The organism is Falsiroseomonas sp. HC035 (genome assembly GCF_050563525.1).
Taxonomy (GTDB): domain Bacteria; phylum Pseudomonadota; class Alphaproteobacteria; order Acetobacterales; family Acetobacteraceae; genus Falsiroseomonas.
Genome location: NZ_JBNXUN010000002.1, coordinates 397,927 through 423,694 on the forward strand (window position 1 = coordinate 397,927; position 25,768 = coordinate 423,694).

The 25,768-nt window shown below is 71.4% G+C and carries 30 protein-coding genes and 1 pseudogene; 21 read left to right on the top strand and 10 right to left on the bottom strand.

The features are described from left to right. Window positions 1–122: 122 nt before the first annotated feature. From purH to ACLF3G_RS06360, 7 genes are all read left to right on the top strand, one after another. Window positions 123–1,697 (top strand): bifunctional phosphoribosylaminoimidazolecarboxamide formyltransferase/IMP cyclohydrolase, encoded by a 1,575-nt coding sequence (purH, locus tag ACLF3G_RS06330; RefSeq protein WP_430668497.1) that lies wholly within the window; start codon window positions 123–125, stop codon window positions 1,695–1,697. Window positions 1,698–1,710: 13 nt separating this feature from the next. Beyond that, a complete protein-coding gene (locus tag ACLF3G_RS06335; RefSeq protein WP_430668498.1) occupies window positions 1,711–2,319 on the top strand; it encodes a carbonic anhydrase in 609 nt (202 codons plus the stop codon). Between the two features lie 117 nt (window positions 2,320–2,436). Then, entirely contained in the window at window positions 2,437–3,405 is a 969-nt protein-coding gene (locus tag ACLF3G_RS06340) for a DNA recombination protein RmuC (protein WP_430668499.1), read from the top strand. After that, complete coding sequence (locus ACLF3G_RS06345) at window positions 3,402–4,652, top strand: NupC/NupG family nucleoside CNT transporter (protein ID WP_430668500.1); 1,251 nt, start codon at window positions 3,402–3,404, stop codon at window positions 4,650–4,652. Before ACLF3G_RS06340 ends, ACLF3G_RS06345 begins: the two co-directional genes overlap by 4 nt. Then, window positions 4,649–5,047 carry a RidA family protein gene (locus ACLF3G_RS06350; protein WP_430668501.1) on the top strand — a complete coding sequence of 133 codons (399 nt, stop codon included), beginning with the start codon at window positions 4,649–4,651 and terminating at the stop codon, window positions 5,045–5,047. The genes ACLF3G_RS06345 and ACLF3G_RS06350 overlap by 4 nt, the downstream gene beginning before the upstream one ends. Before the next feature lie 5 nt (window positions 5,048–5,052). Continuing rightward, the gene (locus tag ACLF3G_RS06355; RefSeq protein WP_430668502.1) at window positions 5,053–6,396 is read left to right on the top strand and encodes an aspartate aminotransferase family protein; all 1,344 of its coding nucleotides are present in this window, start codon (window positions 5,053–5,055) and stop codon (window positions 6,394–6,396) included. A gap of 70 nt (window positions 6,397–6,466) precedes the next feature. After that, window positions 6,467–6,661, top strand: coding sequence for a CsbD family protein (locus ACLF3G_RS06360; RefSeq protein WP_430668503.1), 195 nt, complete (start codon window positions 6,467–6,469; stop codon window positions 6,659–6,661). Window positions 6,662–6,697: 36 nt separating this feature from the next. Here ACLF3G_RS06360 and hisA read toward each other — a convergent pair whose 3' ends face one another. The 5 genes from hisA to hisB are packed head-to-tail and all read right to left on the bottom strand — an operon-like array spanning window position 6,698 to window position 9,722. After that, entirely contained in the window at window positions 6,698–7,426 is a 729-nt protein-coding gene (gene hisA, locus ACLF3G_RS06365) for a 1-(5-phosphoribosyl)-5-[(5-phosphoribosylamino)methylideneamino]imidazole-4-carboxamide isomerase (protein ID WP_430668504.1), read from the bottom strand. An 11-nt stretch (window positions 7,427–7,437) separates the two neighbouring features. Next, the gene (locus ACLF3G_RS06370; protein ID WP_430668505.1) at window positions 7,438–8,031 is read right to left on the bottom strand and encodes an N-acetyltransferase family protein; all 594 of its coding nucleotides are present in this window, start codon (window positions 8,029–8,031) and stop codon (window positions 7,438–7,440) included. Then, the gene (gene hisH / locus ACLF3G_RS06375; protein ID WP_430668762.1) at window positions 8,028–8,681 is read right to left on the bottom strand and encodes an imidazole glycerol phosphate synthase subunit HisH; all 654 of its coding nucleotides are present in this window, start codon (window positions 8,679–8,681) and stop codon (window positions 8,028–8,030) included. The genes ACLF3G_RS06370 and hisH overlap by 4 nt, the downstream gene beginning before the upstream one ends. 8 nt (window positions 8,682–8,689) lie before the next feature. Next, on the bottom strand, window positions 8,690–9,088 hold the full coding sequence (locus ACLF3G_RS06380) for a DUF2628 domain-containing protein (RefSeq protein ID WP_430668506.1): 399 nt from the start codon (window positions 9,086–9,088) through the stop codon (window positions 8,690–8,692). A 1-nt stretch (window position 9,089) separates the two neighbouring features. Further along, the gene (gene hisB / locus ACLF3G_RS06385) at window positions 9,090–9,722 is read right to left on the bottom strand and encodes an imidazoleglycerol-phosphate dehydratase HisB (protein ID WP_430668507.1); all 633 of its coding nucleotides are present in this window, start codon (window positions 9,720–9,722) and stop codon (window positions 9,090–9,092) included. A gap of 115 nt (window positions 9,723–9,837) precedes the next feature. Between hisB and hslV the strand changes: the two genes are divergently transcribed. The 7 genes and pseudogenes from hslV to ACLF3G_RS06420 all read left to right on the top strand — a co-directional run bounded on the left by hslV (window position 9,838) and on the right by ACLF3G_RS06420 (window position 14,282). Continuing rightward, window positions 9,838–10,410 (top strand): ATP-dependent protease subunit HslV, encoded by a 573-nt coding sequence (hslV, locus tag ACLF3G_RS06390; RefSeq protein WP_430668508.1) that lies wholly within the window; start codon window positions 9,838–9,840, stop codon window positions 10,408–10,410. Next, window positions 10,407–11,729, top strand: a complete 1,323-nt coding sequence (hslU, locus tag ACLF3G_RS06395) for an ATP-dependent protease ATPase subunit HslU (RefSeq protein ID WP_430668509.1) — start codon at window positions 10,407–10,409, stop codon at window positions 11,727–11,729. Before hslV ends, hslU begins: the two co-directional genes overlap by 4 nt. A 63-nt stretch (window positions 11,730–11,792) precedes the next feature. Beyond that, window positions 11,793–12,002 (top strand): annotated as a pseudogene (locus ACLF3G_RS06400) (AbrB/MazE/SpoVT family DNA-binding domain-containing protein); the annotation flags it as partial. A gap of 16 nt (window positions 12,003–12,018) precedes the next feature. Beyond that, on the top strand, window positions 12,019–12,411 hold the full coding sequence (locus tag ACLF3G_RS06405; protein ID WP_430668510.1) for a type II toxin-antitoxin system death-on-curing family toxin: 393 nt from the start codon (window positions 12,019–12,021) through the stop codon (window positions 12,409–12,411). Between the two features lie 18 nt (window positions 12,412–12,429). Beyond that, window positions 12,430–13,251, top strand: a complete 822-nt coding sequence (locus ACLF3G_RS06410; protein WP_430668511.1) for an EcsC family protein — start codon at window positions 12,430–12,432, stop codon at window positions 13,249–13,251. A 33-nt stretch (window positions 13,252–13,284) separates the two neighbouring features. Further along, a complete protein-coding gene (locus ACLF3G_RS06415) occupies window positions 13,285–13,962 on the top strand; it encodes an AzlC family ABC transporter permease (protein ID WP_430668512.1) in 678 nt (225 codons plus the stop codon). Beyond that, window positions 13,959–14,282 carry an AzlD domain-containing protein gene (locus ACLF3G_RS06420; RefSeq protein WP_430668513.1) on the top strand — a complete coding sequence of 108 codons (324 nt, stop codon included), beginning with the start codon at window positions 13,959–13,961 and terminating at the stop codon, window positions 14,280–14,282. The genes ACLF3G_RS06415 and ACLF3G_RS06420 overlap by 4 nt, the downstream gene beginning before the upstream one ends. Here the strand turns inward: ACLF3G_RS06420 and ACLF3G_RS06425 are convergent. After that, the gene (locus ACLF3G_RS06425) at window positions 14,272–15,126 is read right to left on the bottom strand and encodes an amidohydrolase family protein (RefSeq protein WP_430668514.1); all 855 of its coding nucleotides are present in this window, start codon (window positions 15,124–15,126) and stop codon (window positions 14,272–14,274) included. The genes ACLF3G_RS06420 and ACLF3G_RS06425 overlap by 11 nt on opposite strands. A gap of 43 nt (window positions 15,127–15,169) precedes the next feature. Here ACLF3G_RS06425 and ACLF3G_RS06430 point away from each other — a divergent pair, with 43 nt between their 5' ends. Together ACLF3G_RS06430 and ACLF3G_RS06435 are read left to right on the top strand one after the other, a co-directional pair. After that, the gene (locus tag ACLF3G_RS06430) at window positions 15,170–16,168 is read left to right on the top strand and encodes an NAD(P)-dependent oxidoreductase (protein WP_430668515.1); all 999 of its coding nucleotides are present in this window, start codon (window positions 15,170–15,172) and stop codon (window positions 16,166–16,168) included. A 146-nt stretch (window positions 16,169–16,314) separates the two neighbouring features. Continuing rightward, on the top strand, window positions 16,315–17,067 hold the full coding sequence (locus ACLF3G_RS06435) for a hypothetical protein (RefSeq protein ID WP_430668516.1): 753 nt from the start codon (window positions 16,315–16,317) through the stop codon (window positions 17,065–17,067). On the opposite strand, the gene ACLF3G_RS06440 is transcribed toward ACLF3G_RS06435, so the two are convergent. The 3 genes from ACLF3G_RS06440 to ACLF3G_RS06450 are packed head-to-tail and all read right to left on the bottom strand — an operon-like array spanning window position 17,051 to window position 19,912. Then, on the bottom strand, window positions 17,051–18,208 hold the full coding sequence (locus tag ACLF3G_RS06440) for an MFS transporter (RefSeq protein ID WP_430668517.1): 1,158 nt from the start codon (window positions 18,206–18,208) through the stop codon (window positions 17,051–17,053). The two genes, ACLF3G_RS06435 and ACLF3G_RS06440, sit on opposite strands and share 17 nt — an antisense overlap. Before the next feature lie 16 nt (window positions 18,209–18,224). Beyond that, complete coding sequence (rlmN, locus tag ACLF3G_RS06445; protein WP_430668518.1) at window positions 18,225–19,424, bottom strand: 23S rRNA (adenine(2503)-C(2))-methyltransferase RlmN; 1,200 nt, start codon at window positions 19,422–19,424, stop codon at window positions 18,225–18,227. Further along, entirely contained in the window at window positions 19,409–19,912 is a 504-nt protein-coding gene (locus ACLF3G_RS06450) for an invasion associated locus B family protein (protein ID WP_430668519.1), read from the bottom strand. Before ACLF3G_RS06450 ends, rlmN begins: the two co-directional genes overlap by 16 nt. A gap of 87 nt (window positions 19,913–19,999) precedes the next feature. Between ACLF3G_RS06450 and ACLF3G_RS06455 the strand changes: the two genes are divergently transcribed. The 3 genes from ACLF3G_RS06455 to ACLF3G_RS06465 all read left to right on the top strand — a co-directional run bounded on the left by ACLF3G_RS06455 (window position 20,000) and on the right by ACLF3G_RS06465 (window position 23,055). Next, entirely contained in the window at window positions 20,000–21,244 is a 1,245-nt protein-coding gene (locus ACLF3G_RS06455; protein ID WP_430668520.1) for a class I SAM-dependent methyltransferase, read from the top strand. A 3-nt stretch (window positions 21,245–21,247) separates the two neighbouring features. After that, complete coding sequence (locus ACLF3G_RS06460; protein WP_430668521.1) at window positions 21,248–21,760, top strand: YdcF family protein; 513 nt, start codon at window positions 21,248–21,250, stop codon at window positions 21,758–21,760. A 98-nt stretch (window positions 21,761–21,858) separates the two neighbouring features. Next, window positions 21,859–23,055, top strand: a complete 1,197-nt coding sequence (locus tag ACLF3G_RS06465; protein ID WP_430668522.1) for a GAF domain-containing sensor histidine kinase — start codon at window positions 21,859–21,861, stop codon at window positions 23,053–23,055. A 12-nt stretch (window positions 23,056–23,067) separates the two neighbouring features. Here ACLF3G_RS06465 and ACLF3G_RS06470 read toward each other — a convergent pair whose 3' ends face one another. Continuing rightward, a complete protein-coding gene (locus tag ACLF3G_RS06470; protein ID WP_430668523.1) occupies window positions 23,068–23,391 on the bottom strand; it encodes a TIGR02300 family protein in 324 nt (107 codons plus the stop codon). Window positions 23,392–23,505: 114 nt separating this feature from the next. Here ACLF3G_RS06470 and aroA point away from each other — a divergent pair, with 114 nt between their 5' ends. Beyond that, on the top strand, window positions 23,506–24,876 hold the full coding sequence (gene aroA, locus ACLF3G_RS06475; RefSeq protein ID WP_430668524.1) for a 3-phosphoshikimate 1-carboxyvinyltransferase: 1,371 nt from the start codon (window positions 23,506–23,508) through the stop codon (window positions 24,874–24,876). Then, on the top strand, window positions 24,873–25,523 hold the full coding sequence (gene cmk / locus ACLF3G_RS06480) for a (d)CMP kinase (RefSeq protein ID WP_430668525.1): 651 nt from the start codon (window positions 24,873–24,875) through the stop codon (window positions 25,521–25,523). Before aroA ends, cmk begins: the two co-directional genes overlap by 4 nt. Window positions 25,524–25,768: the final 245 nt, after the last annotated feature.

Sequence of the window (25,768 nt, forward strand, 5' to 3'; positions counted from 1 at the left end):
GGGCGGTCTCCGCTTGGTGCTGCATGCGCGTAACGCGAAGCGGCACCCACGGCAAACCCCGTTGATGCTGCGCTTGCGCGGGTCCATACCCCGCCCGAAATTGCTGCCAGGCCCCCTCGAAAATGCCCGACATGATCCCGGTGCGCCGCGCCCTCCTGTCCGTCTCCGACAAGACCGGCATCGTCGAATTCGCCCGCATGCTGGTGGCGCATGGCGCGGAGGTGCTGTCCACCGGCGGCACCGCCCAGGCCATCCGCGATGCCGGCATCCCGGTGAAGGACATCTCCGAATTCACCGGCTTCCCGGAAATCCTGGACGGCCGCGTCAAGACGCTGCTGCCGCAGGTGCATGGCGGCCTGCTCGGCCGGCGCGACCTGCCGGAGCACCTGGCGGAGATGGAACGCCACGCGATCACGCCGATCGACCTGGTGGCGGTGAACCTCTACCCGTTCGAGGCGACGGTCGCGAAGGGCGGCGCCTTCGCCGACTGCATCGAGAATATCGACATCGGCGGCCCGGCGATGATCCGCAGCGCCGCGAAGAACTTTGCCTCCGTCGTCGTGGTGACGGAGCCGGCGCAGTTGATCGAGGTGCAGGGGGAACTTGCCGCGGGCGGCACCTCCATGGCGCTGCGCCGGCGGCTGGCCCAGGCCGCCTATGCGCGCACGGCGGCCTATGACGCCGCCATCAGCACCTGGTTCGCCGGCCAGAACGGCGAGGCCTTCCCGCAGCGCCTGGCCACCGCCGGCCTGCTGCGCCAGACGTTGCGCTACGGGGAGAACCCGCACCAGCGCGCCGGCTTCTACAGCGATGGCACGCAGCGCCCCGGCATCGCGACGGCGGCGCAGATCCAGGGCAAGGAGCTGTCCTACAACAACCTGAACGACACCGACGCCGCCTTCGAATGCGTCGCGGAATTCGACGAGCCGGCCATCGTCATCGTCAAGCACGCCAACCCCTGCGGCGTCGCCACCGCCGCCAGCCTGGCCGAGGCCTGGGACCTGGCGCTGCGCTGCGACCCGGTCTCGGCCTTCGGTGGCATCGTCGCCGCGAACCGGCTGCTGGATGCGCCGGCGGCGGAACGCATCACGGCGATCTTCACGGAGGTCGTCGTGGCCCCCGATGCGGACGACGCCGCGCGCGCCATCTTTGCCCGCAAGAAGAATCTTCGTCTGTTGCTGACCGGGGCGTTGCCGGACCCGGCGGCGCCGGGGATGGTGTGGAAATCCGTCGCCGGCGGGTTCCTGGCGCAGTCGCGCGATGCCGGGCGGATCACGCTGCCGGACCTGAAGGTGGTGACGCAGCGGGCGCCGACGGACCGGGAACTGGCGGACCTCCTGTTCGCCTTCCGGGTCTGCAAGCATGTGAAGTCCAACGCCATCGTCTACGCCAAGGACCTGGCGACGGTCGGCATCGGCGCCGGGCAGATGAACCGCGTCGAATCCTCCCGCATCGCCGCCTGGAAGTCCGAAGCCGCGGCCAAGGCGGCGGGCCTCGACCGGCCGCTGGCGGAAGGCTCCGTCGTCGCCTCCGACGCCTTCTTCCCCTTCGCCGATGGGCTGGAGACGGCGGCCGCGGCCGGCGCCACGGCAGTGATCCAGCCGGGCGGGTCGATGCGGGATGCGGAGGTGATCGCGGCGGCGGACAAGGCCGGCCTCGCGATGGTCTTCACCGGCATGCGGCACTTCCGGCATTGAGCCGGGCCCTGGCATGAACCGCCTGCTGGACGGCTACCGCCGCTTCCGCGCCGAGACCTGGCCGGAAGCCCGCGCCCGGTTCGAGGAACTGGCGGCGAGCGGGCAGCGGCCGCACACGCTGGTCATCGCGTGTTCCGACAGCCGGGTGGACCCGGCGGTGATCTTCGGCGCCGGGCCGGGCGAGCTGTTCGTCATCCGCAACGTCGCCAACCTGGTGCCGCCCTTCGCCCCGGACGGCGCCTATCACGGCACCAGCGCGGCGCTGGAATTCGGCGTGCGCGTGTTGCAGGTCTCGCAGATCCTGGTGATGGGCCACGCCATGTGCGGCGGCGTCACCGCGCTGCTGAACGGTGCCCCGCCGGAAGCCCGCGACTTCGTGCCGGCCTGGATGCGCATCGCGGCCGAGGCGCGGCGTCGCGTACTGGAATGCACGCCGGTCGAGGCGGCGCAGGAGGCCTGCGAGCTGGAGGCGGTGCGGCTTTCGCTTGCGAATCTGCGGACCTTCCCCTGGGTGGCGCAGGCCGAGGCGGCGGGAAGCCTGCAACTGCATGGCGCACATTTCGCGGTAGCGACCGGTCGCCTGATGGTGCTCGGCGCGGATGGCGCGTTCGCGCAGGCATAGCCACCGGCCTCACGCGGATGCGATGATCCGCCATCCTGGACCCGATTCGCGGAGGGTTTCCGCCTGCCCGACTGGCTGCCCCTCGCGCTGATCGCCGGCGCCCTCGCCTTCGGCGCGATGTTGCTGGTCCTGGCGCTGCGCGGCCGGCGCGGGGAACAACTGGCGCGGATCGGCGCGATGGTGGAGGCGCTGGCTGCGGCGCAGGACCGGCTTTCGAGCCTGCACGACGACCGGATGCGGGACCAGGAACGCGCTCTGGCGACCCGGCTGGATGCCGCCGCCGACCGTACCCAGGCGACCGCCCTGGCGATCCAGCAGCGGCTTTCGGTGATCGATGCCGCGCGCGCCAATATCGAGGCGCTGGGCGGGCAGGTGACGTCGCTCGCCGCCGTGCTCGGCAACAAGCAGGCGCGTGGCGCGATGGGGGAAGTGCAGTTGCGCGACCTGGTGGCGGACCGGCTGCCGGCGGCGGGCTATGCCTGGCAGCACACCCTGTCCAACGGCACGCGCTGCGACTGCCTGATCCGCCTGCCCTTCCCGCCCGGCCCCATCGCGGTGGACAGCAAGTTCCCGCTGGAAGCCTGGGCCGCGATGCAGGACGCGCCGGATGCCGGCGCCCGCAACCTCGCCACCCGCCGCTTCACCCAGGACATCCGCAAGCACGTCGGGGACATCTCGCAGAAGTACCTGATCCCGGGCGAGACGGCGGAGGGCGCGCTGATGTTCCTGCCGTCGGAGGCGGTGCACGCCACGCTGCATGCCGCGCATGGCGACCTGGTGGCGGAGGCCGCGCGGCGCGGCGTGCACATCGTCGGGCCGTCCAGCCTGTGGGCCGTGCTGAACACCATGCGCGGCCTGCTGCGCGATGCCCGGTTGCAGGACGAGGCGCGGCGCATCCGCCACGAGGTGGAGGCGCTGGCCGAGGACACCGCCCGCCTTGAACGCCGCGTCGCAGCCCTGCGCGGGCACTTCGCCAACATGCAGCAGGATGTGCGGGACATCGAGATCACGGCGGAGAAGATCGTCCGGCGTGGCGAGACGATCCGCGCACTGGATATCCCCGAGGACCGGAAGGCCGCCGAATGACCTTCCTCCAGATCCAATCTGCGCTCGGCCTGCTGGCCCTGGCGGCGCTGGCCTGGGGCCTTGGCGGGTTTTCGCGCCGCATCGGCTGGCGAGTGGTGGTCGCGGGGCTGGGCCTGCAGGTGGTGCTGGCCGCGGCGCTGCTGCACATCCCGCCGCTGCGCGCGGCCTTTTCCGCCCTCGGCGCGGCGGTGAACGCGCTGGCGGCGGCGACCCGGTCCGGCACCTCGCTGGTCTTCGGCTATCTCGGTGGCGCGCCGCTGCCCTTCGCGGAGCCGTTTCCGGGCGCCGCCTTCATCCTGTTCTTCCAGGGCCTGCCGCTGGTGCTGGTGGTCGGCGCACTGGCCGCGGTGCTGTACCATTGGCGCGTCGTGCCGGTGGTGGTGCAGGCGCTGGCGCGGCTGCTGACGGGCGCCTTCGGCCTCGGCGGGGCCGCCGGCTTCGCCACCGCCGCCAATGTCTTTGTCGGCATGGTGGAGGCGCCGCTGCTGGTGCGGCCCTGGCTGGCGCGGCTTTCCACCAGCGAGTTGTTCGTGGTGATGACGGCGGGGCTCGCCACCATCTCCGGCAACATGCTGGTGGTCTATGCGGTCCTCATCGCGCCGGTGGTGCCGGATGCGGCGGGGCAGTTGCTGACCGCCAGCCTGATCTCGGCGCCTGCCGCCGTGCTGGTGGCGCTGCTGATGCGGCCGCGCGCGGCGGGCGACCCGGACCCGGTTGCCGAGTCCACCGCCGCGCCGCGGCTGTATGACAGCACGATGGAGGCGCTGGTGCGCGGCACCGGGGATGGGCTGGCGCTGCTGCTCGGCATCATGGCCACCCTCATCGTCTTCGTGGCGCTGGTCGCCCTGGTCAACATGGCGCTGGAGCCGCTGACGGGGCTGACCTTGCAGCGCATCGCCGCGCTGCTGTTCTGGCCGCTGGCCTTCGCGATGGGCATCCCGGCGGAGAACGCCGGCGTGGTCGCGGCCTCGCTCGGCACCAAGGTGGTGGTGAACGAGTTCGTGGCCTTCCTGGAACTGGCGCAATCCGGCGGACTGGGGCTGAGCGAGAGGTCGCGGCTGATCCTGGCCTATGCGCTGTGCGGCTTCACGAACTTCGGCTCCGTCGGCATCATGCTCGGCGGCATGGTGGCGATGTGCCCTGAACGGCGCGCCGACATCGTGAAGCTTGGCCTGCCCGCGCTGGTCTCGGCCAGCATCGCCTGCTGCATGACCGGCGCCGTGGTCGGCCTGCTGACACCGCCTTGAGGATCTTTCCCGAATTGTTCGACATCATCGGTGCCCCCGAACCAGGCTCCACCCGACCGTTCAGCCAGGCCGTCCGCGCCGGCGGGCTGGTCTTCGTTTCGGGACATTCGGCGCCGCATGATCCGGCGCGCGGCATCCTGCGCGGTGCGAGTGCGGCGGAGGAGGTGCGCAACGCGCTGGCGGAAGTCGCGCGCATCCTGGGGGAGGCCGGCAGCAGCCTGGACCGCGCGGTGCAGGTGACCATGCTCATCACCGACCCAGCCGACTATGCCGAATGCAACGCCGAGTACGTGAAGCACTTTCCGGGCGGGCTGCCGGCGCGCCACACCGCGCGCTTCGGCGTGCCCACGGAAGCGCGCGTCGCCTTCGCCTGCATCGCCCTTTCGGGAGGCTGAGCCGCATGTCCCGCCTGATCCATCGTGACACCCGGAAGAACCCGCCGCTGGCGCTGCGCGGGGAGGGGATGCTGCTGCATGATTCGAACGGCCGCAGCATCATCGATGGCTCCGGCGGCGCCGCCGTCGCCTGCCTCGGCCACGGCCATCCGCGCGTGCTCGACGCCATGCGGGCGCAACTCGGGAAGCTGACCTACGCCCATACCTCGCTCTACTCGAACGAGAGCGCGGAGGCGCTGGCGGACCTCGTGCTGGGCGACGAGCCCGGTGGGCTGACGCACATGTACCTGTGCTCCTCCGGCTCCGAGGCGATGGAAGCCGCGCTGAAGTTGGCGCGGCAATATTTTTGCGAAATCGGCCAGCCGACCCGGGAGAGGTTCATCGCACGGCGGCAGAGCTATCACGGCAACACGCTGGGTGCGCTGGCCGCCGGCGGCAACGCGATGCGGCGGGCGATCTACCAGCCGATCCTGTCGGACGCCTTCAGCCATGTCTCGCCCTGCTACGCGTACCGGGAGCGTGCGGATGGCGAGACCGATGCCGACTACGTGGCGCGGCTGGCCGCGGAACTGGAGGCGGAGTTTCAGCGCCTCGGCCCGCAGCACGTCATCGGCTTCATCGCGGAACCGGTGGTCGGCGCCACGCTCGGCTGCGTCACGGCGCTGCCCGGCTATTTCCCGGCAATGAAGGCGGTGTGCGACCGGCATGGCGCGCTGCTGATCCTGGACGAGGTGATGTGCGGCATGGGCCGCACCGGCACGATGCATGCCTGGGAACAGGAAGATGTCACGCCGGATATCCAGGTGGTGGCGAAGGGCCTCGGCGGCGGCTACCAGCCGATCGGCGGCATCCTGGCCCATCGCCGCATCATGGCCGCGCTGCGGGATGGCACCGGCACGCTGATGCACGGGCACACCTACCAGGCGCATCCACTGGCCGCCGCGGCGGCGCTGGCGGTGCAGCGGGTGATCCGGGAGGATGGGCTGCTGGACAACGTCCAGGCCATGGGCGCGCTGCTGGAACAGCACCTGGTGGAACGGCTCGGCAACCACCGCCATGTCGGCGACATCCGCGGCCGCGGCCTGTTCTGGTGCGCCGAGTTCGTCACGGACCGCGCCACCCGCACACCCTTCGACCCCGTGCTGAAGCTGAACGACCGCATCAAGCACGCGGCCTACGAACGCGGGCTGGCCTGCTACGCCATGGGCGGCACGATCGATGGCCGCCGCGGCGACCACGTGCTGCTGGCGCCGCCCTACATCGCGACCGGCGCGGAGATCGAGGCGATCGTCGCCCGGTTCGGCGACGCCGTCGAAGCGGCGATCGCCGAACTGCCAGATATGCAATGAACCGATCCTTCCGTAACGCGTTTGAACCCCGGAGCAGGCCACAAGGCTTGCACAAGAAGGAGAGACGCAGATGGACAAGGATCGGATCAAGGGCGCCCTGAACGAAGCCAAGGGCGCGGTGAAGAAGACCGTCGGCGAGGCTACCGGCAACGAGCGCATGGAAGCCGAAGGTCACCTGGACACCGCCAAGGGGAAGGTCCAGGGCGGCGTCGGCAGGGCCAAGGACGCGACCCGCGACGCCATCGACGGCAAGGACCGCGTCTGACGCAAAGCCCTCTCCCCCGCTGGGGGAGAGGGTTCTCTATGTGGCAAGCGCCAGCGCCTCGGCCGGATCGACCCGGCCATCATACAGAGCGCGGCCCAGTATGGCCCCCTCGATGCCCGCGCCGGCCGCCCGCAAATCCTTGATATCCTGTACCGAGGCGACGCCGCCCGAAGCGATGACCGGGATGGCGACGGCCCGCGCCAGCGCGGCGGTTGCAGCGACGTTGACGCCCGCCAGCATGCCGTCCCGGGCAATATCGGTGTAGATGATCGCGCAGGCGCCGCTGTCGGCGTAACCCTGCGCCAGTCCGGTCGCTGTCGTGCCGCTGGTCTCGGCCCAGCCCTCCGTCGCCACGAACCCGTCCCGAGCATCGATGCCGAGCGCCACCCGCCCCGGAAAGGCGCGGCAAGCGGCGCGCGCGAAATCCGGGTCCTTTACCGCCGCCGAGCCCAGGATGATGCGCGTGACGCCGGCCCCGAGCCAGGCTTCCGCCGTTGCCATGTCCCGGATGCCGCCGCCCAACTGCACCGATAGCCCCGGCACCGCCGCGATGATGGCGCGCACCGCCGCCGCATTGGCCGGCTTGCCCGCAAAGGCGCCGTCGAGGTCCACCACATGCACCCAGCCGAAGCCGGCACGGGCAAAATCGGCCGCCTGCGCGCCGGGATCCTCGTTGTAGATGGTGGCCTGCGCCATGTCGCCGCGCTTCAGTCGCACCACCTGCCCCGCCTTCAGGTCGATGGCGGGATACAGCGTCAAGCTCATGCGAACATCCTTCAGCGCGCGCCGATCAGGCTATCGGTCTTCCGGCCGCGGCCGGGCTCCAGCAGCTTGTGGTAGAAATGCCCGGCAACGGTGCGGCCGTCGACCCGCGCATAGCAGGGATGGGTGCCCCAGCGGACGTAGCCCAGCGCCTCGAACAGCGCGATGGCCTGCACCTGCGTCTCCCGCACGTCCAGGTTCAGCACGCGCAGGCCGGTGGCGGCGGCGTGTTCCTCGACCCGCTCCATCAACTGGCGCGCCAGGCCGAAGCCACGGGCATAGGGGGCGATGTAGGCGTGGATCAGCTGCCCGGCGAAGGCCTGTGCCTCGTTGTTGCGCGGCGGGCGCACCAGCTGCGCGCTGCCGACGACGGTGCCATCCAGCCGCGCGATGAACAGCGTGCGGTCCGGAACCAGCAGCACACCGCGGAAGTGCCGGGCCAGCGCTGCGCGGTCCTGGCTGTTGACCCAGCCGAAGCCGCCACCCTCGATGATCGCGGCGTTGGTCGCCTCGCACAGGTCGTCGAGGTCATGCGGGCTCAGCTCCGTCGCCTGCTCGACCGCCAGGTGATGGGTCCCGCCACGCGGCGTCTTGATCGGGATGTTCATGGCGTCCACTGCAGGAAGTTCGCCAGGATGCGCAGCCCGACCAGGCTGCTTTTCTCCACGTGGAACTGCGTGCCGGCCAGGTTGTCGCGCCCGACGATGGCGGCTACCGGCGCGCCGTAGCGCGCGCTCGCCAGCAATTCCCCGGTTTTGCCGCCCGACAACGCATAGGAATGCACGAAATAGGCATGTGCGCCCGGCGCCACGCCGGCCAGCAGGGGATGGTCCGGCTGTTCGGCGTGCAGCGCGTTCCAGCCCATCTGCGGCAGCGGCAGCTTGTGGCCGGCCTCGTCCCGCGGATCCATCGGCGCGATCTCACCCTCGATCCAGCCGAGTCCAGGGGTCACACCATGTTCCAGCCCGCGCTCGGCCATCAACTGCATGCCGACGCAGATGCCGAGGAAAGGTTTCCGGCCTTCGATCACACTCGATTGCAGGGCGTCGACCATGCCCGGCAGCGCATCCAGCCCGCGGCGGCAGGCGGCGAAGGCGCCCTGGCCGGGCAGCACGATGCGGTCCGCCGCCAGCACGTCGGCGGCCCGCGTGGTGACGCGGACCTCGGCATCGAGGCCCTGTTCCGCCACCACGCGCTCCAGCGCCCGCTGCACGGAGGCAAGGTTGCCCGAGCCCGGGTCGACGACGGCGATCTTCATGGCCGGGCTCACGGCGCCGTCCTGATCAGGTCGGGCCGCTGCTGCATCAGGCGGAACCAGGCAATCTCCCGGTCCGGCGCCGCCACCACGGCCGCCAGGGGCTGGCCGCGGCGGACGAGCCGCGCGCGCAACCGGTCCCGCGCCTCGAACCCTGCGATCACATGCAGCGCCAGCACGGCGACGCCATCATACGGGTCGGGCAGCAGCCAGCCGGCGGCGAGCGTCAGCACCAGCAGCCCCACCGCCTCCCACCACAGCCGGTTCCAGGCGAACCAGAGAAAGCCGAGGATGGCGGCGGCCAGGGAAAAACCCTCAGGCACCAGCACGGGCGGGCGCGCCTTGGGTTCGGGCCAGCCTTCCGGCCCAGGCGGTGGCGGCGGCTCGGCATGGACGGTGAAGAGCCGCATCTCAGCCCTCCAGGCTGCCCTTGGTCGACGGGATCACCCCCGAGGCCCGGGGGTCCTGCTCCACGGCCATGCGCAACGCCCGCGCCACGGCCTTGAAGCAAGCCTCCGCCACATGGTGCGCGTTGGTGCCGGCTTTCAACGTGACGTGCAGCGTGATGCCGGCGTTGAAGGCAAAGGCGCGGAAGAACTCCTCGACCAGCTCAGTGTCGAAGCTGCCGATCTTGGGGCGCTGGAAGGGCACCGACCAGGCCAGGAAGGGCCGGCCGGAAATGTCGATCGCGGCCTCCGCCAGCGCCTCGTCCATCGGCAGCAGGCACTGGCCGAAGCGGCGGATGCCGCGCTTGTCGCCGAGCGCCTGGCGCAGCGCCTGGCCGAGCACGATGCCGACATCCTCCACCGTGTGGTGGTCGTCGATGTGCAGGTCGCCGCGGGCGGCGACGGTCAGGTCCATCAGGGCGTGGCGGGCGAGAGCCGTCAGCATGTGGTCGAAAAAGCCGACGCCGGTCGCCACCTGCGCCGCGCCGGTGCCATCCAGCGCCAGCGTCAGGCGGATATCGGTTTCCGAGGTGGCGCGCGCCAGCGTGGCGCTACGTCCCGCCGGCTTGTTCCCGTCCTGGTTGATTTGATCATCCATGGCGCCTGAATACGCCGCAGGGCCGCGGTTGGCGAGGGGTTCCGGCGTGGCTCGTTCCGGGCATGTGGCGCACGACTTGCCACGCCAACCGCGTGACGCCACATGCGCCTGCATCATGACATCACCGACCAATGATTCCGGCCGTGACCCCTTGGGGTGGCACGGCACCACCATTCTCTGCGTCCGCAAGGACGGACGCGTCGCCATGGCCGGCGACGGCCAGGTCTCGCTTGGCCAGACCGTCGTCAAGGGCAACGCCCGCAAGGTCCGGCGCATCGCCCAGGGCCGCGTCCTGGCCGGCTTCGCCGGCGCCACGGCGGATGCCTTCACGCTGCTGGAACGGCTGGAGGCGAAGCTGGAACGCTTCCCCGACCAGCTTGAACGCGCCTGCGTCGAACTCGCCAAGGACTGGCGCACGGACCGCTACCTGCGGCGGCTCGAAGCTTTGCTGGCCGTCGCGGACGGCAAGCGCAGCCTGCTGCTGACCGGCCAAGGCGACGTGCTGGAGCCGGAGGACGCCATCATCGGCATCGGCTCCGGCGGTAACTTCGCCTTGGCGGCCGCCCGCGCGCTGCTGCCGGTGGATGGGCTTTCCGCGGATGAGATCGCGCGGCGTTCCATGGCCATCGCCGCCGGCATCTGCGTCTACACCAATGGTAACATCGTACTTGAAATGATCGAATCGTGACGGAAACGGTAAACCTGTCCCCCCGGGAAATCGTCTCGGAGCTGGACCGCCACATCGTCGGCCAGAACGACGCCAAGCGCGCCGTCGCCATCGCGCTGCGCAACCGCTGGCGCCGCCAGCAGCTCGCGCCCGGTCTGCGCGAGGAGGTGGTGCCGAAGAACATCCTGATGATCGGCCCGACCGGCTGCGGCAAGACCGAGATCGCCCGCCGCCTGGCCCGCCTCGCGAACGCGCCCTTCCTGAAGGTGGAGGCGACGAAGTTCACCGAGGTCGGCTATGTCGGCCGCGACGTCGAAAGCATTATTCGCGACCTCATCGAGGTCTCGATCACCCAAATGCGCGAGAATTCGCGCAAGGCTGTGCAGGCCAAAGCGGAATTGGCCGCCGAGGAACGCCTGGTGACGGCGCTGGTGGGCGAGGGCGCCTCCGGCGAAACCCGCATGAAGTTCCGCCGCATGCTGCGCGAGGGCAGCATGGAGACCCGCGAGGTGGAGGTGCAGGTCACCGATGCCTCCGGCGGCATGCCGGTCGGCATGATGGACATGCCCGGAATGCCCCCGCAGATGGGCAACATGCAGGAAATGCTCGGCAAGATGTTCGGCGGCCGCACCAAGCCGCGCAAGACGACCGTTGGCGAAGCCCGCGACCTGCTCATCAAGGACGAGGCCGACAAGCTGCTGGACCAGGAGAGCCTGACGCGGGAGGCGATCTCCAACGCCGAGAACAACGGCATCGTCTTCATCGACGAGATCGACAAGGTCTGCGCCCGCACCGGCGAGGGCGGCGTGCGCGGCGGCGACGTGTCTCGCGAAGGTGTGCAGCGCGACCTGCTGCCGCTCATCGAGGGCACCACCGTCACCACCAAGCATGGCCCGGTGAAGACCGACCACATCCTGTTCATCACCTCCGGCGCCTTCCACCAGGCGAAGCCCAGCGACCTGCTGCCCGAACTGCAGGGCCGCCTGCCGATCCGCGTCGAGCTCTCCGCCCTGACGCGCGAGGATTTTCGCCGGATTCTGACCGAGCCGGAGCATTCCCTGGTCAAGCAGTATATCGCGCTGCTGGGGACGGAGGGTGTCACGCTCGAGATCACGGAGGGTGCAACGGATGCCATCGCCGACCTCGCCGCCGAGATCAACGCGACGGTGGAGAACATTGGTGCGCGGCGGCTGGCGACGGTAATGGAGCGGCTGCTGGACGAAATTTCCTTCACCGCCTCCGACCGGGGCGGGGAGAGCATTTCGGTGGATGCGGAGCTGGTACGGACCCGGGTGGCGCCGCTGGCGGGGAATGCCGATCTGTCGAAGTTCATCCTATAGCCACGGGTGTGGGTACGTGCACCGGAGGCGGGTAGTAACTGCCGTGCCGACGGAGCACGAAACATGGCCACCCTCAAGCTGCGCGCGATCGGCAACTCGGTCGGCATGGTCCTGCCGAAGGACCTGCTGGCGCGCATGAACCTGGCCGAGGGCGATACGGTGCAGGTGGTGGAAAGCGGCGACGGCCTGCTGCTGACCACCATGCCGCAGGAGACCGAGGCGCAGCTCGAGCTCGGCCGCGAGATGATGAAGCGCTACCGCGAAAGCTTTGCTGTCCTGGCGAAGCGAGGTGGGCGAGCCACGCCGGCTCGACCGGCGCGCGTTGCTCTACCTGCACGGCGAAAGCCTGCGGCAGTTCGGGGGCGCGGACGGGTTGCGCGACGAGGGCCTGCTGGACAGCACCCTGGCCCGCCCGCGCAGCCGCTTCGCCGATGAAGGCGATGTCGACCTCTGCAACCTGGCTGCGGCCTATGCCCATGGCCTGGTGCGCAACCATCCCTTCGTGGACGGCAACAGGCGGGCCGCGCTGGCGGCGTCCGGCGTGTTCCTGATGGCGAACGGGGTGGATCTGACAGCACCGCCGGCCTTGGTCACGGTGGCGGTGCTGGACCTTGCCGCCGATGACATGTCCGCGGCCGCCTTCGCCAATTGGCTGCGCGCCCATACCAAAACCCGCACCTGACACCCCATATCATCGTCCATGTCCGTCACACTCGCCCCACCCCTGCCCGATACCCTTCCCGAAGCCGCCCGCGCCGAACTGGCGCGCGCCGTAGCGCAGTTGGAGGATGTGTCGCTCGCCGCGCGCTTCTCCTCCGCCCTCGGCACGCCGATCGAGGCTCTGAAGAACCGGCTGCCGGCCAGCGCGCAGTCGCTGATGGAGGGAGCGGTCAAGCGCGCCTTGTCCAAGGCGATGCAGGCGGCGCTGCGGGCGCAGCCCTCGGCCAATCCGACGCCCTTTTCCACCGCCTGGTTCCACCGCGGCATGGCGGCGGCCACCGGCGCGGCGGGCGGCGCCTTCGGACTGCCGGGGACGCTGATGGAACTGCCGGTCTCCACCACGCTGCTGCTGCGCCAGATCGCGGCGGTGGCGGAAGCGAATGGGGAGGACCTGGCGGACCCGCTGATCGGCGCCGAATGCCTGAAGGTCTTCGCCATCGGCGGCCGCGACACGCGGGATGACGGGGCGGAGGCCGGCTACTTCGCCGTCCGAATCGCATTGGCGGAGGTGCTGAAGGGCGCCGCCACGCGCGGGGTGGTGGGCGGGCTGCTGCCCGGGTTCGTCGGCGCCATCGCGGCGCGATTCGGCGGGCCGGTGGCGCTGAAGCTTTCGGCGCAGGCGGTGCCGGTGGTCGGCGCCGCGGCGGGGGCGGCGGTGAACCTCGCCTTCCTGGAACATTTTCGGGGCGTCGCGGAAGGGCACTTCACCGTGCGGCGGCTGGAACGGCTGCATGGCGCGGTGGCTGTGAAGGCGGCTTACCAGGAGTTGGCGCAGCAGCGCGACGCGCGCTTCATGGGTTAGACGTCCCGGCCGTAACCGGCCAGTCTGGGCGCCATGGTACGTGGCGCGGGATGGCAGGGGTTCGGATCGGCGCTCGGCGCGCCGGCACTGGCAATGGGCGCCACCTTCCTGGCCTTCGGCGCCGCGGTGGCGGAAGCCGGGCTTTCGCTGCCCTGGGCGCTGCTGTGCACCGGCGCGGTCTATGGCATGGCCGGGCAGCTTGTGCTGTTGCAAGTAGCGGCGAGCGGAGGCGCTGCTCTGCCCGCCACCATCGCCGCCACGGCGGCCAATGCGCGCTTCCTGCCCATGGCGGTCGCTATCGCGCCGCTGCTCGGCCGCCGCGCGCCGCGCTGGCTGGCGCTGCCCTTCATCGCCATCACGCCCTGGGCCGCCGGGATGCGCGCGCTGCCGGGGCTTTCGGAGGTGGCGCGGCTGCCGTGGTTTCTCGGTTTCGCCGTGGCAAGCTGGTGCGCCGCCATGGCCGCGACCGCCGCCGGGCACGGGCTGGCCCCAAACCTGCCGGCGAAGCTGCGTGCCGCGCTGCTGTTCGCCAACCCGCTCTACTTTGCGCTGCTGCTGGCCGCCGATTCGGCCCGGCCCGGCGTCGCCCCTGCTTTGCTGGCCGGCGTGGCGGCAGCGCCCCTGGCCTGGTGGGTGGGCGGCGCCTGGGGGTTGCCCGCGGCGGGGCTGGTCGGCGGCACGCTCGCCTTCCTCTGGGCGCGACGGCATTGAGCCAGGCCGACTGGGCGCTGGCGATGACCGTCCTCGTCGGGCTGCTGCTGCGCGGCGCCGGGCTGTGGCTCGGCGGGGCATTGCGGCCGGATCATCCGGTCATCGCCTGGGCCTCGGCGGTCTCCGTCGCCACGCTGGCCTGCTTCGTCACGCTGGCCATCGCAGCCCCGGCCGGGCTTCTGGCGACGGTGCCGCTGCCAGCCCGCCTTGCCGGTCTGGCCGGCGGCGCCCTGGCCTGGAGGTTCTCACGCGGAAGGTTGCTGCCGGCGATGCTCGGCGGGCTGGCGGCGCTGCTGCTGGCGCGGCTGGCTACCGGGTGAAGCGGTACAGCGCCGCCGCGTTGTCGACCAGGATCCCACGCCGCACCTTCTCATCCGGCGCCCATTCGGCCAGCAGGTCGAGCAAGGCGGCGTCGTCCGGGATCGTCGTCGCGTTCGGGTGCGGCCAGTTGGTGCCCCAGACCATGCGCTCCGGCGCCGCCGCCACCAGCGCGCGGGCCAGGTCGCCGGCCGCCCCGGGGTTGCCCTGGTCCAGGCTGTAGGGCGAGGACAGCTTCACCCAGCCACGCCCCGCCTGCACCAGGTCCATCACCACCGCCCAGGCCGGATGCGCCGCCCAGCCAGCGAGGGGAAGCTGCGCGAAATGGTCGAACACCACCGGGCAGGGCGCCGCGCGCAGCACCTCCGCCAGCTCCGCGATCAGGCCGGCACTCGCAAAAATCTGCAGATGCCAGCCGAGTTCCGCCATGCGCCGGGCCAGCGGCGCCACATCCGCCGGGCGCAGCAGCGCGCTGGAGATGAGGTTGGCGCGGGCCCCCACCACGCCGGCCTCGGCCATCGCGCGCAGCTCGGCCAGCGGCGCATCCGGCGGCACCACCGCCACCATCCGGGCGCGATCCGGCCCGGCGTCCCGCAGCGCCGCCAGATGCAGCGTATTGTCGAAGCCGTAGGTCGAGGGCTGCACCAGCACATGCCGGTCTACCCCCAGCCGCGCCAGCAGCCGGGCGTGGTCGGCGAGGTGCGCGCTGGCATGCGGCCGGGCGCCGGGCGCCACCGGGGCGGCGGCGTCATAGACATGGTGGTGGCAATCCACCGCGCCGGGCGGCACGGCCATGCGGGGTGGCGCCAGGCCGGCAGTGAAGGGGATTCCCGGATTGTCATGCATGGCGCGTATGGTAGGGGCCAACAGGCCAAGGACGCGAGACACCGTGCTGCGGGTTTTCCTCACCCATACCCCCGAGATGCGCGGCGGCTACTACGCCGACGCCCCGCTCGCCGCGCTGCGCCAGGTGGCGGAGGTCACGCTGCACACCGGCGATGTGCCGCTTTCCGGCCGCGCCCTGGCCGAGGCTGCCGCCGGATGCCACTGCATCGTCGCGGACCGCGCCACCCCCGGCACGTCAGAGACTTTTGCGCATGCGCCGGACCTGCTGGCCTTCCTGCGGGTGGCCGTCGACATCTCGACCATCGACGTGAAGGCCGCCTCCGCCGCCGGGGTGCTGGTGACGCAGGCGACTCCGGGCTTCGTGGACAGCGTGGCGGAACTTGCCATCGGCATGATGATCGACCTGGCGCGGGGCGTCTCGCCACTGGCCGGCGCCTACCATGCCGGGCAGCCGCCCGGCTCGCGCATGGGCACGCAGCTTTCGGGAAAGACGCTGGGGCTGATCGGCTGGGGCCGCATCGCCCAGCGCCTGGCGCCGCTGGCCCAGGCCTTCCGGATGCAGGTGGTGGCGCACGACCCCTACAACCCGCCGACGGGGGTGGAGGCAGCCCCGCTGGACCGCGTGCTGGCCGAGGCGGATTTCCTCGTCCCCCTCGCCTTGTCCACACCGGAGACCTATCACTTGGTGAATGCCGCCGCCTTTGCCCGCATGAAGCCCGGCGCCTTCCTGGTGAACCTTTCGCGCGGGGAATTGGTGGATGAGGCGGCGCTGGCGGCGGCGCTCGATTCCGGGCGGCTGGCCGGTGCCGCCATGGATGTCGGCAGCGCGCCGGACCAGCGGCCGGACCCGGCCCTGGCGGCGCGGCCCAACGTCGTCGCCACGCCGCATATCGGCGGCCTGACCCCGGAAGCCGCCGAGCACCAGGCGATGGACACGGTCCGTCAGGTCGCCGCCCTGGCGCGGAGGCAGATGCCGGAGGGCGCGGTGAACGCCGACAGCGCCAGTCGCTTCCAGGCGTGGAAGGCCAGGCCCGGCTCGTGATGACAGGTCCCGCCGATTGGAACCCGCGCCCGCCAAAGGCGGGCGAACGGCCCAATGGCCGTCGCGCCAATTGGCGCGTAGCCAGGCCGGCGGATGCCGGCGCCGGCGATTGAGGCGGTGATCGGTCACGATCACCGGGCTTCAGCATGAGCCTGCGGCGCGTCACGCCATCCCCCGGCCGGCAGACCATCGCCGACCTGTCCTGGGCGTCGCTGCGGGTGCCGCGCTGCACGCTGACGACGCGGCTGGCGATCCCGCGCGCGCTGGCGGCGCGCGCGGCGCTGCCCAGCCCGCGGCCGCCCTGGACCGTGCTGTTCACCAAGGCGTTCGCGCTGGCCGCCGAGACGCAGCCGGCGCTGCGGCGCCTGCACGCGACGCTGCCAACCCCGCGGCTGCTGGAAGCGCCGCACGCCACCGGCTGCGTGGTGCTGGAACGCATGCATGAGGGCCAGACCATCCTGGCCATCGCCCGCTTAACAGACCCGCACAGCACGCCGATCCCGCGCCTTGCCGCGCTGCTGCGCCATGCGAAGGAGGCGCCGCCCGCCGAGTCGCGTCAGCTCTATCGCCTGTTGCGTTTCGCCCGGCTGCCCTGGCCGCTGCGCCGGCTGATGCTGCGCTTCGCGCTGGCCACCGGCGCGCCGCTGCTGCGCTATGGCGGCACCTTCGCGATTTCCTCGCTCGGCGCGCAGCAGGCCGCGATCGTGGACAGCGTCAGCGTGCTGCCATCCTTCCTGTCCTACGGGCCGATCGCCGCCGATGGCGGGGTGGATCTGTTCCTGTCCTTCGACCATCGCGTGATGGATGGCGCCGATGGGGCCGCGGCACTGCGCGGGCTGGAGGTGGCGATGGAGGGCCAGGTGGCGGCGGAGCTGGAAGGGCTCAGGCTGCCCGGCTGAGCGTGCCGCGGAACCACAGGCTCAGCCCGAGCACGCCGGCGGCCGCCACCAGCAGGGCCGTGGTGAAGCCGGCGGTTACGATCAGCGTGCCGAACAGCACGGCGCCGATGCTCTGGCCCAAGAATAGCGCCATGGCGAAGGCGGACACCGCGGTGCCGCGGGCCTCCGGCAGCGCCTCCGTCGAGCGCGCCTGCAGCACGCCGTGCAGCATGAAGAACAGCAGCCCCACCACCGCCTGCGCCAGCGCCACCACCCACCAGTTGGGCGCCAGCGCGAAGGCCGCCAGCGCCAGGGCCACGCCGCCACCGCCCCACAGAACCATGCCGCGCTCCCCGAGGCGGGCGATCAGCCAGCCGGCGCTGCGGGTGTAGACCAGCGATCCGAGTCCGAAGCTCGCCACCACCAGGCCCGCCTCCGCGGCGGACAGATGAAAGCGTTCGATCAGCATGGAGGCGATGAAGGGGAAGGCGCCACCGAACAGCAGCATGCCGTTCAGTGCCGCCGCCAGCAGCAACCGCCGCCCGGCCGGCTTCTCCAGGATGCGGAGGAAGCCGTACAGGCCGATGCCGCGCGATTCGCCGGACTGCACCTGCCACAGCGCCCGCCCCTGCCAGGCGACGAACAGCACGGTGATGGCGGTCGCCATGACCCCGAGGCCGAGGAAGCTGACGCGCCAGCCGGCGAAATCTGCGACGATGCCGGACAGCGGCCCGGCCAGCATCTGCGCGGCCACCATGCCGGTCAGGAATCGCCCGAGCACCGCCTGACGCTGGCCATAGGGCACGCTGTCGCCGATATGCGCCATCAGCAGCGGCACCACCGCCGCCGCGGCCAACCCGGCCAGCATGCGAATGACCAGCAGCGGCGAAAGCCCGCCGGCGAAGGCCGCCGCCAGCAGCGTCGCGGCATAGAGGCCGAGCGACAGTGCCACCACCCGCATCTTGCCCAGCCGGTCGCCGAGCGGCCCGATGACAAGCTGCGCCAGCCCGTAGGACAGCGCGAACACGCCGATCAACGGCGCCACGGCGCCAAGCCCCGTATTGAATTCCCGCGCCAGCATCGGCAGCAGCGGGTCCAGCATCCGCATTCCGCAGCCGATGGTGAAGGCCGCGAGCGCCATCAGCCAGATCGGCGGGTTCACCCGCCGGACCGGCAGGTCACGCGGCCGCCGCTTTCACCCGCCGCGCCCGTTCGCTGTCCGTCTTCAACTGCCCGCAGGCGGCCGAGATATCGCGCCCGCGCGGGCGGCGCACCGGGCTGGAATAGCCGGCGGCCTCGACGATGTCGGCGAATGCGCGCACCGCGGCACCGGTGCTGGTCTGGTAGGGGCTGCCGGGCCAGGGGTTGAACGGGATCAGGTTCACCTTGGCGGGCAGACCGTTCAGCAGCCGCACCAGCTCATGCGCCTCCGCCGGGCTGTCGTTCACCCCGCGCAGCATGACGTATTCGAAGGTGATGCGCCTTGCATTGCTGGCGCCGGGATAGCGACGGCAGGCGGCCATCAGCTCCTCGATCGGGTACTTCCGGTTCAGCGGCACGATCTCGTTGCGCAGATCATTCGTCACCGCGTGCAGGCTGACCGCGAGGTTCACGTTCAGCTCCGCCCCGCACTTGTCCATCATCGGCACGACGCCGGAGGTGGACAGCGTGATGCGCCGGCGGGACAGGGCGATGCCCTCGTTGTCCATGACGATGCGCAGCGCCTTGGCCGTGTTCTCGTAATTGTACAGCGGCTCGCCCATGCCCATCACGACGATGTTGGACAGATGCCGCGCCGTGCCGTCCTTCGGGCTTGGCCATTCGCCGTAGCTGTCGCGCGCCGCCATGAACTGGCCGACGATCTCCGCCGCGCCCAGGTTGCGCACCAGCTTCTGCGTGCCGGTGTGGCAGAAGGTGCAGGACAGCGTGCAGCCGACCTGGGTCGAGATGCAGACCGCGCCGCGATCCTCCCCGATCGAGGGGATGTACACGGTCTCCACCTGCTGTCCGTCGCGGTAGCGCAGCAGCCATTTGCGAGTGCCGTCATGGCTGGTCTGCACCGTGGTGGCTTCCGGCCGCCCGACCACGAAGCGTTCGGCGAGCTTCGCCTGCATCGGCCTGGCGATGGAGGGCATCGCGGCGAAATCGGTGACGCCCTGGTGGTAGATCCAGTGCCAGAGCTGCTTGGCGCGGAACGGCTGCTCGCCGATCGCGACCATCTCCGCCGCCAACTCCTCCCGCGTCAGGCCGACCAGGTCGCGGCGGCCATCGGGCAGGGTGGCGGGCGGAGGGGCGAAGATGGCCGACTTCGCCAGGATGCGGGCGCGCTCCGCCTCCGTCAGGTCAGCGGGGGAGGTCTGGTTCACCGCGCCGGACATTCCCGGGAGATCGCCTCATAGGCGGCGGTGAAGCCGACCAGGGAGAAGGTGTCGCTGACCGGCGGGCGGCCGGTCGGGCCGGGGGTGCGCGCCACCGCGTCGCGTCCGGCGCGGAAGGCGCGGATCAGGCCCTCGCCATTCTGGAAGAAGGCGCTGGACTGCACCACGCCGTAGCTGCGGAATTCGTTGCTGCCGACCGTCAGCACCGATTCGGCGCCGCGCGGCAGGGCGTAGCCCACCGAGACCGCCACCTGGTCGCGCCCGCCCGGCCTGTGCGTCACTGTCAGGGTCACATTCTGGCGATTGGGCGGCGCGGCTTCGCTGCTGGCGGCGCGCGCGAAGGCGTAGCAGACCTTCTGGCCGCCTTCCTGGTGCGTCGCCGCGGTCCAGTTCTGGTGGTTGCCGAGGCGCTGCGGCTGCGCACGCTGCGCCTCCGCGGTGAGGGGAAGGACCAGCGCGGCGAGGAGGGGAAGGGCGATGCGGAGCATGATCTTTAGATACGGTGCTACCCCGCCAGGGGCAACCGGAAGCTTGCCGCTTCCCGGCTTCGCGCGCGTCACCTATGCAGGCCGGCGATGACCGACCAGACCGATGGGCAACTCGCCGCGCAATACGAAGCCTTCCCCTATCCGGCGCGCGATGCGCGGGAGGAGGCGAAGCGGCTGATCATCGGCAGTCCCTCCCACCTGCGGGAGGTCGACCACTGGATCTTCGGCGGCCGCCGCCCGGCATCGCAACCCCTGCGGGCGCTGATGGCCGGGGGCGGGTCGGGCGACGGCACCATCATGCTGGCACAGCAGATGGCGACGCTGCGCCGGCCGGGGCAGGTCACCTGGCTCGACCGTTCCGCCGCGGCGAAGCGCGTGGTGCAGGCGCGCGCGGCGGCCCGCGGGCTGGAGAACATCCGCTTCGAGGAAGGCTCGTTGCTGGACCTTGCCGGGTCCGGCCTCGGCCCCTTCGACTACATCGATTGCTGCGGCGTGCTGCACCACCTGCCGGACCCGGCGGCGGGGCTGGCGGCGCTGGTCTCCGCCCTCGCGCCGGGGGGCGGCATCGGGCTGATGGTGTATGCGCCGCATGGCCGCACCGGCGTCTACATGATGCAGGACGCGCTACGCCTGCTGGCACCCGCGGATCAGCCGCCGGCGGCGCGGGTCGAGATCGCGAAGCGGCTGTGGAAGCAGGCGCCGGATACCGCCTGGCTTCGAAAGAACCCCTGGATCGACGACCACATCAAGGGCGGCAATGCCGGCCTCTACGACCTGCTGCTGAACCCGCGCGACCGCGCCTACACCGTGCCGCAACTGGCCGACCTGGTCGCCGGCGCCGGGCTGCGCATCGCCTGCCTGGTGGAGCCGCTGCGCTACGACCCCGACAGCTACCTGTCCGACCCAAGACTGCGCGCCCGCACCGCCGGCCTCGACCGCATCGCCCGCGCCGCGCTGGCGGAGGCGATCTGCGGCAACATGGGCATCCACATCGCCTACTGCCTGCGCGCCGAGGCGCCGGAGGTCGCACCACCCTGGGAGGATGATGCCGCCATCCCGGTGCTGCGCGAGCTGGACGGGGTGGCGCTGGCCCGCGGCCTGCGCCCGGACGGCATCCTGCCGGTGGCCTTCGACGACCTGCGCGTGCCGGTGCCGCTGCCGCGGCTGGCCGCCGCCTTCCTGTCCCGCATCGATGGCACCACGCCCTGGGGCACCATCATGCAAGCCGTGGTCGCGGCCGGCGCCAGCCCGGAACAGGCCGCGCGCGACCGTACCGCCCTGGTTCGCGCGCTGGAGCCGGTGAACCGGCTGCTGCTCGCGGCGCCGGGCTGAGCCGTGCAGCCGGCGGCCGTCGTCATCCTGGGTGCCGCCGTCCGCCCGGACGGCTCGCCGAGCCCGGCGCTGCGCGCCCGCGTGCAGGCCGCCCGCGCCTGGGGCGAGCGGCAGACCCCGCCGGCACTTTATGTCCCGACCGGTGCCATCGGCACCAATCCGCCAGCCGAATGCGTCGCCATGGCCGCCGTGCTGATGCAGGCCGGGGTGCCGGAGGCGCGCATCCTGCAGGAACCCACCGGCACCGACACCTTCTCCTCCGTGCTGGCGTGTATCCGCCTGCTGCGGGCGCGCGGCCATGCGGGGGAGGTGCGGGTGGCGACCCATGCCTACCACCTGCCGCGTGCGCTGGCGCTGTTCCGCCTGGCCGGCATCCCCGCCCGCGCCGTGCCGCCCCCGGCCGGACCGTCCGAGACCGGGCAGAAGCGGCAATGGTACTGGCGGCTGCGGGAAGTGCCGGCGGTGCCCTATGACGCGGCACTGATGGTCTGGGCGCGGCTGCGCGGGCGTATCTGACCGCATCTTCATGTCGATCACGAAGTCCTGCCGGGCCGACGCGGGACGCCGGCCAACCCTGGGTTCATACTGGGGGCTTCACGCCTTGATCCGGTTCCATGCCCGAAACCTTCTCATCCGACGTTGCGCTGGTCGGGCGCATCGCCGCCGTGCCCAAGATCCTGGACGTGGTCTGCACCGCAACCGGCATGGGCCTCGCCGCCGTGGCGCGGGTGACTGACAGCCGCTGGGTGACCTGCGCCGCGCTTGACAACCTTGGCCTCGGCCTGGAGCCGGGCCGCGAGTTGCGGGTCGAGACCACGCTGTGCCACGAGATCCGCCAGAGGTCCGAGCCGGTGGTCATCAACCACGTCGCCGAGGATGCAAGCTACCGCGACCACCACACCCCGGCGATCTATGGCTTCCAGAGCTACATCTCGGTGCCTATCCTGCTGCCGGATGGCCGCTTCTTCGGCACGCTCTGCGCCATCGATCCCAAGCCGCGTGTGCTGGACACCCCGGCGACCCGCGGCATGTTCCAGCTGTTCGCGGAGCTGATCGGCATCCAGATCGAGGCGCAGGAGCGTCTGGTCGCCAGCGAGGCGGAGGTCGACCGGCAGCGCGCGGAGTCCCGTCTTCGGGAACAGTTCATCGCCGTGCTCGGGCATGACCTGCGCAACCCGCTGGCCGCCGTCGACGCTTCCATGCGGATGCTGCACAGGGCCGCGCCGGCTGCCGCAACCCGGTCCCTGATCGAGGCGACGCAGGCCAGCGTGCGGCGGATGTCGGGGCTGATCGGCGACGTGCTGGACCTGGCGCGCGGCCGGCTCGCCGGTGGCATCCCGCTGGCGCGCGAGACGGGCCCGGTGCTGGAGCCGGCGCTGCGCCAGGTGGTGCGGGAGATCCGCCAGGGCCATCCGGGGCGGGTGATCCTGTCCGCCTTCGATTTGCAGGAGGCAGTGGCCTGTGATTCAGGCCGCATCGCGCAGCTCTGTTCCAACCTGCTCGGCAATGCCGTGGGCCATGGTGCGCCGGACCGGCCCATCGGCCTGGCGGTTTCCTCACGTGACGGCTGGTTCAGCCTGCGGGTTTCCAACCAGGGCGACCCGATCCCGGAGGCCACGCTCGGGCAGCTGTTCCAGCCCTTCTTCCGCGGCGCGGTGCGACCGGGGCAGCAGGGGCTGGGGCTTGGGCTCTATATCTCCGCCGAGATCGCCCGCGCGCATGGCGGGACGCTCGGCGTGGTCTCCGACGCGGCAGAGACCTACTTCACCTTCCGGATGCCAACCACGCGGGCACCCATCGCGGTGGGCTGAACCCCCAAGGGTTCAGCTTTCCTCTTCGCGGTCCGACTCGACCACCAGGTCGTCGCCGAGCTCCTCGTCCGCGTCCTCCAGCTCCTCCGCGTCCTCGATGGTCTCGTCATCGGCGTCCGCGTCGACCTCGACGCCTTCCTCGGCATCGACCTCCGCCACCGCGGCGCGCTTCTTCACCCGCTCATCCGGCGGCGGCGCGGCGCGCTTCAGGCGCGGCTGCTCGGCCGGCTGTTCGGTGCCGCATTTCGGGCAGATGGCGGGGGCGCGCGTCAGGTCGTAGAACTTCGTGCCGCAGGACACGCAGACGCGCTTCAGTCCAAGTTCAGGCTTCGCCATGGGGAAGAAGAGCCTCGTGCCGGGCCCGGGAGGCGCGCAGGGAGTCCGCGGGCCGACGGGCGTAAAGGGTGCGCGCGATTGCCACTTGCCGGGCTGCATGTCAAACGCAGCGCCATGCATGCCCTGCCCGATACTGTTGAAAAGCCGCTGCGCGCCGCAGCCCCCCGGTCGCCCCTGACCGGGACTGTTTCCGTGCCGGGCGACAAATCCATCAGCCATCGCGCGCTGATGTTCGGCGCGCTCGCCACCGGCACCACCGCCATCTCCGGCCTGCTGGAAGGCGAAGACGTGCTGCGCACCGCCGCCGCCATGCGGGCGCTGGGCGCGACAGTGGACAATCTCGGCGGCGGGTCCTGGCAGGTGGCCGGGCGCGGGCTCGGCGGCCTGGTGGAGCCGGCGGATGTGCTGGACATGGGCAATTCCGGCACCGCGGCGCGGCTGCTGTGCGGGCTGCTGGCCGGGCATCCGATCTTTGCCGTGATGACAGGCGATGCCTCGCTCCGCCGCCGCCCGATGCTGCGGGTCACCGATCCGCTGTCCGCCACCGGCGCCCGCTTCACGACTCGCGCCGGCGGCCGCCTGCCCCTGTCCGTTGAGGGTGCGGCGGACCCGCTGCCGCTGGACTACCGCGTGCCGGTGCCTTCCGCGCAGGTGAAGTCCGCCTGCCTGCTGGCCGGGCTGTGTGCCCGTGGCACCACACGGGTGATCGAGCCGGAGGCGACCCGCGACCACACGGAGAACATGCTGCGGCATTTCGGCGCGGTGGTGGATGTGGAGGCCGACGGCCATGGCCGGATCATCGAGCTGGTCGGCCAGCCGGAGTTGGTCGCCGCCCCTGTGGTGGTGCCGGGCGACCCGTCCTCCGCCGCCTTCCCGGCGGTCGCGGCGCTGCTGGTGCCGGGGTCCGTGGTGACCATCCGCGGCGTCGGCATGAACCCGCTGCGCGCCGGCATCTTCCTGACCCTGCGCGAAATGGGCGCCGACATCACGGAGGCGAATGCGCGGACCGAAGGCGGCGAGCCGGTGGCGGACCTGGTCGTTCGCGCCTCCGCGCTGCGCGGCATCGACGTGCCGGCGGCGCGGGCACCCTCGATGATCGACGAGTATCCGGTGCTGGCGGTTGCCGCCGCCTGCGCCAGCGGCACCACGCGGATGCGCGGGCTGAAGGAATTGCGGGTGAAGGAAAGCGATCGTCTGGCCGCCACCGCGGCGCTGCTGGCCGCCAACGGCATCCGGGCGGAGATCGAGGGCGACGACCTGCTGGTGCACGGCACCGGCGCGCCTCCGGAAGGCGGCGGGCTGGTCGAGACGCACATGGACCACCGCATCGCCATGTCCGCGCTGGTGCTGGGCCTGGCCACGCGGACTCCGGTGCGGGTGGACGATGCCGGCTTCATCGAGACCTCCTTCCCCGGCTTCGCCGACCTGATCAACGGTCTTGCAGGGAATGGCGGGCCGGATTCCGGGCCGATCTCGGCGGCATGAGCGGCAAACCGCTGGTCATCGCCGTGGATGGGCCCGCGGCGGCCGGCAAGGGCACGCTGGCGCGGCGCCTGGCACAGGAGTTCGGGCTCGCCTACCTCGATACCGGCCTGCTGTACCGCGCCGTCGGCCGCCGGGTGCTGGACAGTGGCGGCGACCCGCGCGACCCCCTTCTTGCCGAACAGGAAGCCCGCGCGCTGACCGCCGGCGACTTCACCCGCGGCGACCTGCGCGGGCCGGAGGCCGACAGCGCCGCCAGCGCGGTGGCCGCAATTCCCGCCGTGCGCGCCGCGCTGCTGGACTGGCAGCGGGATTTCGGCCGCCGCCACGGCGCCGTGCTGGATGGGCGCGACATCGGCACCGTCGTGTTCCCCGACGCGCAGGTGAAGCTGTTCGTCAGCGCGAGCCCCGCGGAACGCGCGCGCCGCCGCTGGACGGAGATGCAGGGCCGCGGCCAGGACATGCCGCTGGACCAGGTGGAGGCCGAGATGCGCGCCCGCGATGCGCAGGACAGCGCCCGCAGCGTTGCGCCGCTGCGGCCTGCCGCCGATGCGGCGCTGCTCGACACCACCAGCCTGGATGCGGAGCAAGCCTTCGCCGCCGCCCTGGCGCTGGTTCGAGTGCGCCTCGGGGCAGGCGACACCGCCTGACGGCTGCGGGCCGGGGAATCCGCTTGACTCCGCGGGGCTGACGGGCCTACGCGCTGCCCGTGATCCGCATGTCCCTCCAGGGCGGCGGTGCCCTGGCCCGGGGGAATGGCGGCGGAATGGTTGGCTTCGGCCACCTGCCGCAGGCCGCCGTCAAGCCGGGGCCGGATCGGGTGCTCCGTCATGCGCCTTGAGCCTGGGCCGGATACGCTGCCGCAACCGATCCCCGAGGGGACGGGTGGCCAGCT

What these genes read in the sequence shown, in the direction of transcription:
- ACLF3G_RS06340 (WP_430668499.1), top strand. Translation starts at nt 2,437, where the DNA reads ATGTTGCTGGTCCTGGCGCTGCGCGGCCGGCGCGGGGAACAACTGGCG.
- purH (WP_430668497.1), top strand. Translation starts at nt 123, where the DNA reads ATGCCCGACATGATCCCGGTGCGCCGCGCCCTCCTGTCCGTCTCCGAC.
- ACLF3G_RS06380 (WP_430668506.1), bottom strand. Translation starts at nt 9,088, where the DNA reads ATGCGGCTCTTCACCGTCCATGCCGAGCCGCCGCCACCGCCTGGGCCG.
- cmk (WP_430668525.1), top strand. Translation starts at nt 24,873, where the DNA reads ATGAGCGGCAAACCGCTGGTCATCGCCGTGGATGGGCCCGCGGCGGCC.
- ACLF3G_RS06435 (WP_430668516.1), top strand. Translation starts at nt 16,315, where the DNA reads ATGAGCCTGCGGCGCGTCACGCCATCCCCCGGCCGGCAGACCATCGCC.
- ACLF3G_RS06370 (WP_430668505.1), bottom strand. Translation starts at nt 8,031, where the DNA reads ATGAACATCCCGATCAAGACGCCGCGTGGCGGGACCCATCACCTGGCG.
- ACLF3G_RS06335 (WP_430668498.1), top strand. Translation starts at nt 1,711, where the DNA reads ATGAACCGCCTGCTGGACGGCTACCGCCGCTTCCGCGCCGAGACCTGG.
- ACLF3G_RS06425 (WP_430668514.1), bottom strand. Translation starts at nt 15,126, where the DNA reads ATGCATGACAATCCGGGAATCCCCTTCACTGCCGGCCTGGCGCCACCC.
- ACLF3G_RS06455 (WP_430668520.1), top strand. Translation starts at nt 20,000, where the DNA reads ATGACCGACCAGACCGATGGGCAACTCGCCGCGCAATACGAAGCCTTC.
- ACLF3G_RS06345 (WP_430668500.1), top strand. Translation starts at nt 3,402, where the DNA reads ATGACCTTCCTCCAGATCCAATCTGCGCTCGGCCTGCTGGCCCTGGCG.
- ACLF3G_RS06355 (WP_430668502.1), top strand. Translation starts at nt 5,053, where the DNA reads ATGTCCCGCCTGATCCATCGTGACACCCGGAAGAACCCGCCGCTGGCG.
- ACLF3G_RS06410 (WP_430668511.1), top strand. Translation starts at nt 12,430, where the DNA reads ATGTCCGTCACACTCGCCCCACCCCTGCCCGATACCCTTCCCGAAGCC.
- ACLF3G_RS06465 (WP_430668522.1), top strand. Translation starts at nt 21,859, where the DNA reads ATGCCCGAAACCTTCTCATCCGACGTTGCGCTGGTCGGGCGCATCGCC.
- ACLF3G_RS06470 (WP_430668523.1), bottom strand. Translation starts at nt 23,391, where the DNA reads ATGGCGAAGCCTGAACTTGGACTGAAGCGCGTCTGCGTGTCCTGCGGC.
- ACLF3G_RS06415 (WP_430668512.1), top strand. Translation starts at nt 13,285, where the DNA reads ATGGTACGTGGCGCGGGATGGCAGGGGTTCGGATCGGCGCTCGGCGCG.
- hisB (WP_430668507.1), bottom strand. Translation starts at nt 9,722, where the DNA reads ATGGATGATCAAATCAACCAGGACGGGAACAAGCCGGCGGGACGTAGC.
- hisA (WP_430668504.1), bottom strand. Translation starts at nt 7,426, where the DNA reads ATGAGCTTGACGCTGTATCCCGCCATCGACCTGAAGGCGGGGCAGGTG.
- ACLF3G_RS06450 (WP_430668519.1), bottom strand. Translation starts at nt 19,912, where the DNA reads ATGCTCCGCATCGCCCTTCCCCTCCTCGCCGCGCTGGTCCTTCCCCTC.
- aroA (WP_430668524.1), top strand. Translation starts at nt 23,506, where the DNA reads ATGCATGCCCTGCCCGATACTGTTGAAAAGCCGCTGCGCGCCGCAGCC.
- ACLF3G_RS06360 (WP_430668503.1), top strand. Translation starts at nt 6,467, where the DNA reads ATGGACAAGGATCGGATCAAGGGCGCCCTGAACGAAGCCAAGGGCGCG.
- rlmN (WP_430668518.1), bottom strand. Translation starts at nt 19,424, where the DNA reads ATGTCCGGCGCGGTGAACCAGACCTCCCCCGCTGACCTGACGGAGGCG.
- hisH (WP_430668762.1), bottom strand. Translation starts at nt 8,681, where the DNA reads ATGAAGATCGCCGTCGTCGACCCGGGCTCGGGCAACCTTGCCTCCGTG.
- hslV (WP_430668508.1), top strand. Translation starts at nt 9,838, where the DNA reads ATGACATCACCGACCAATGATTCCGGCCGTGACCCCTTGGGGTGGCAC.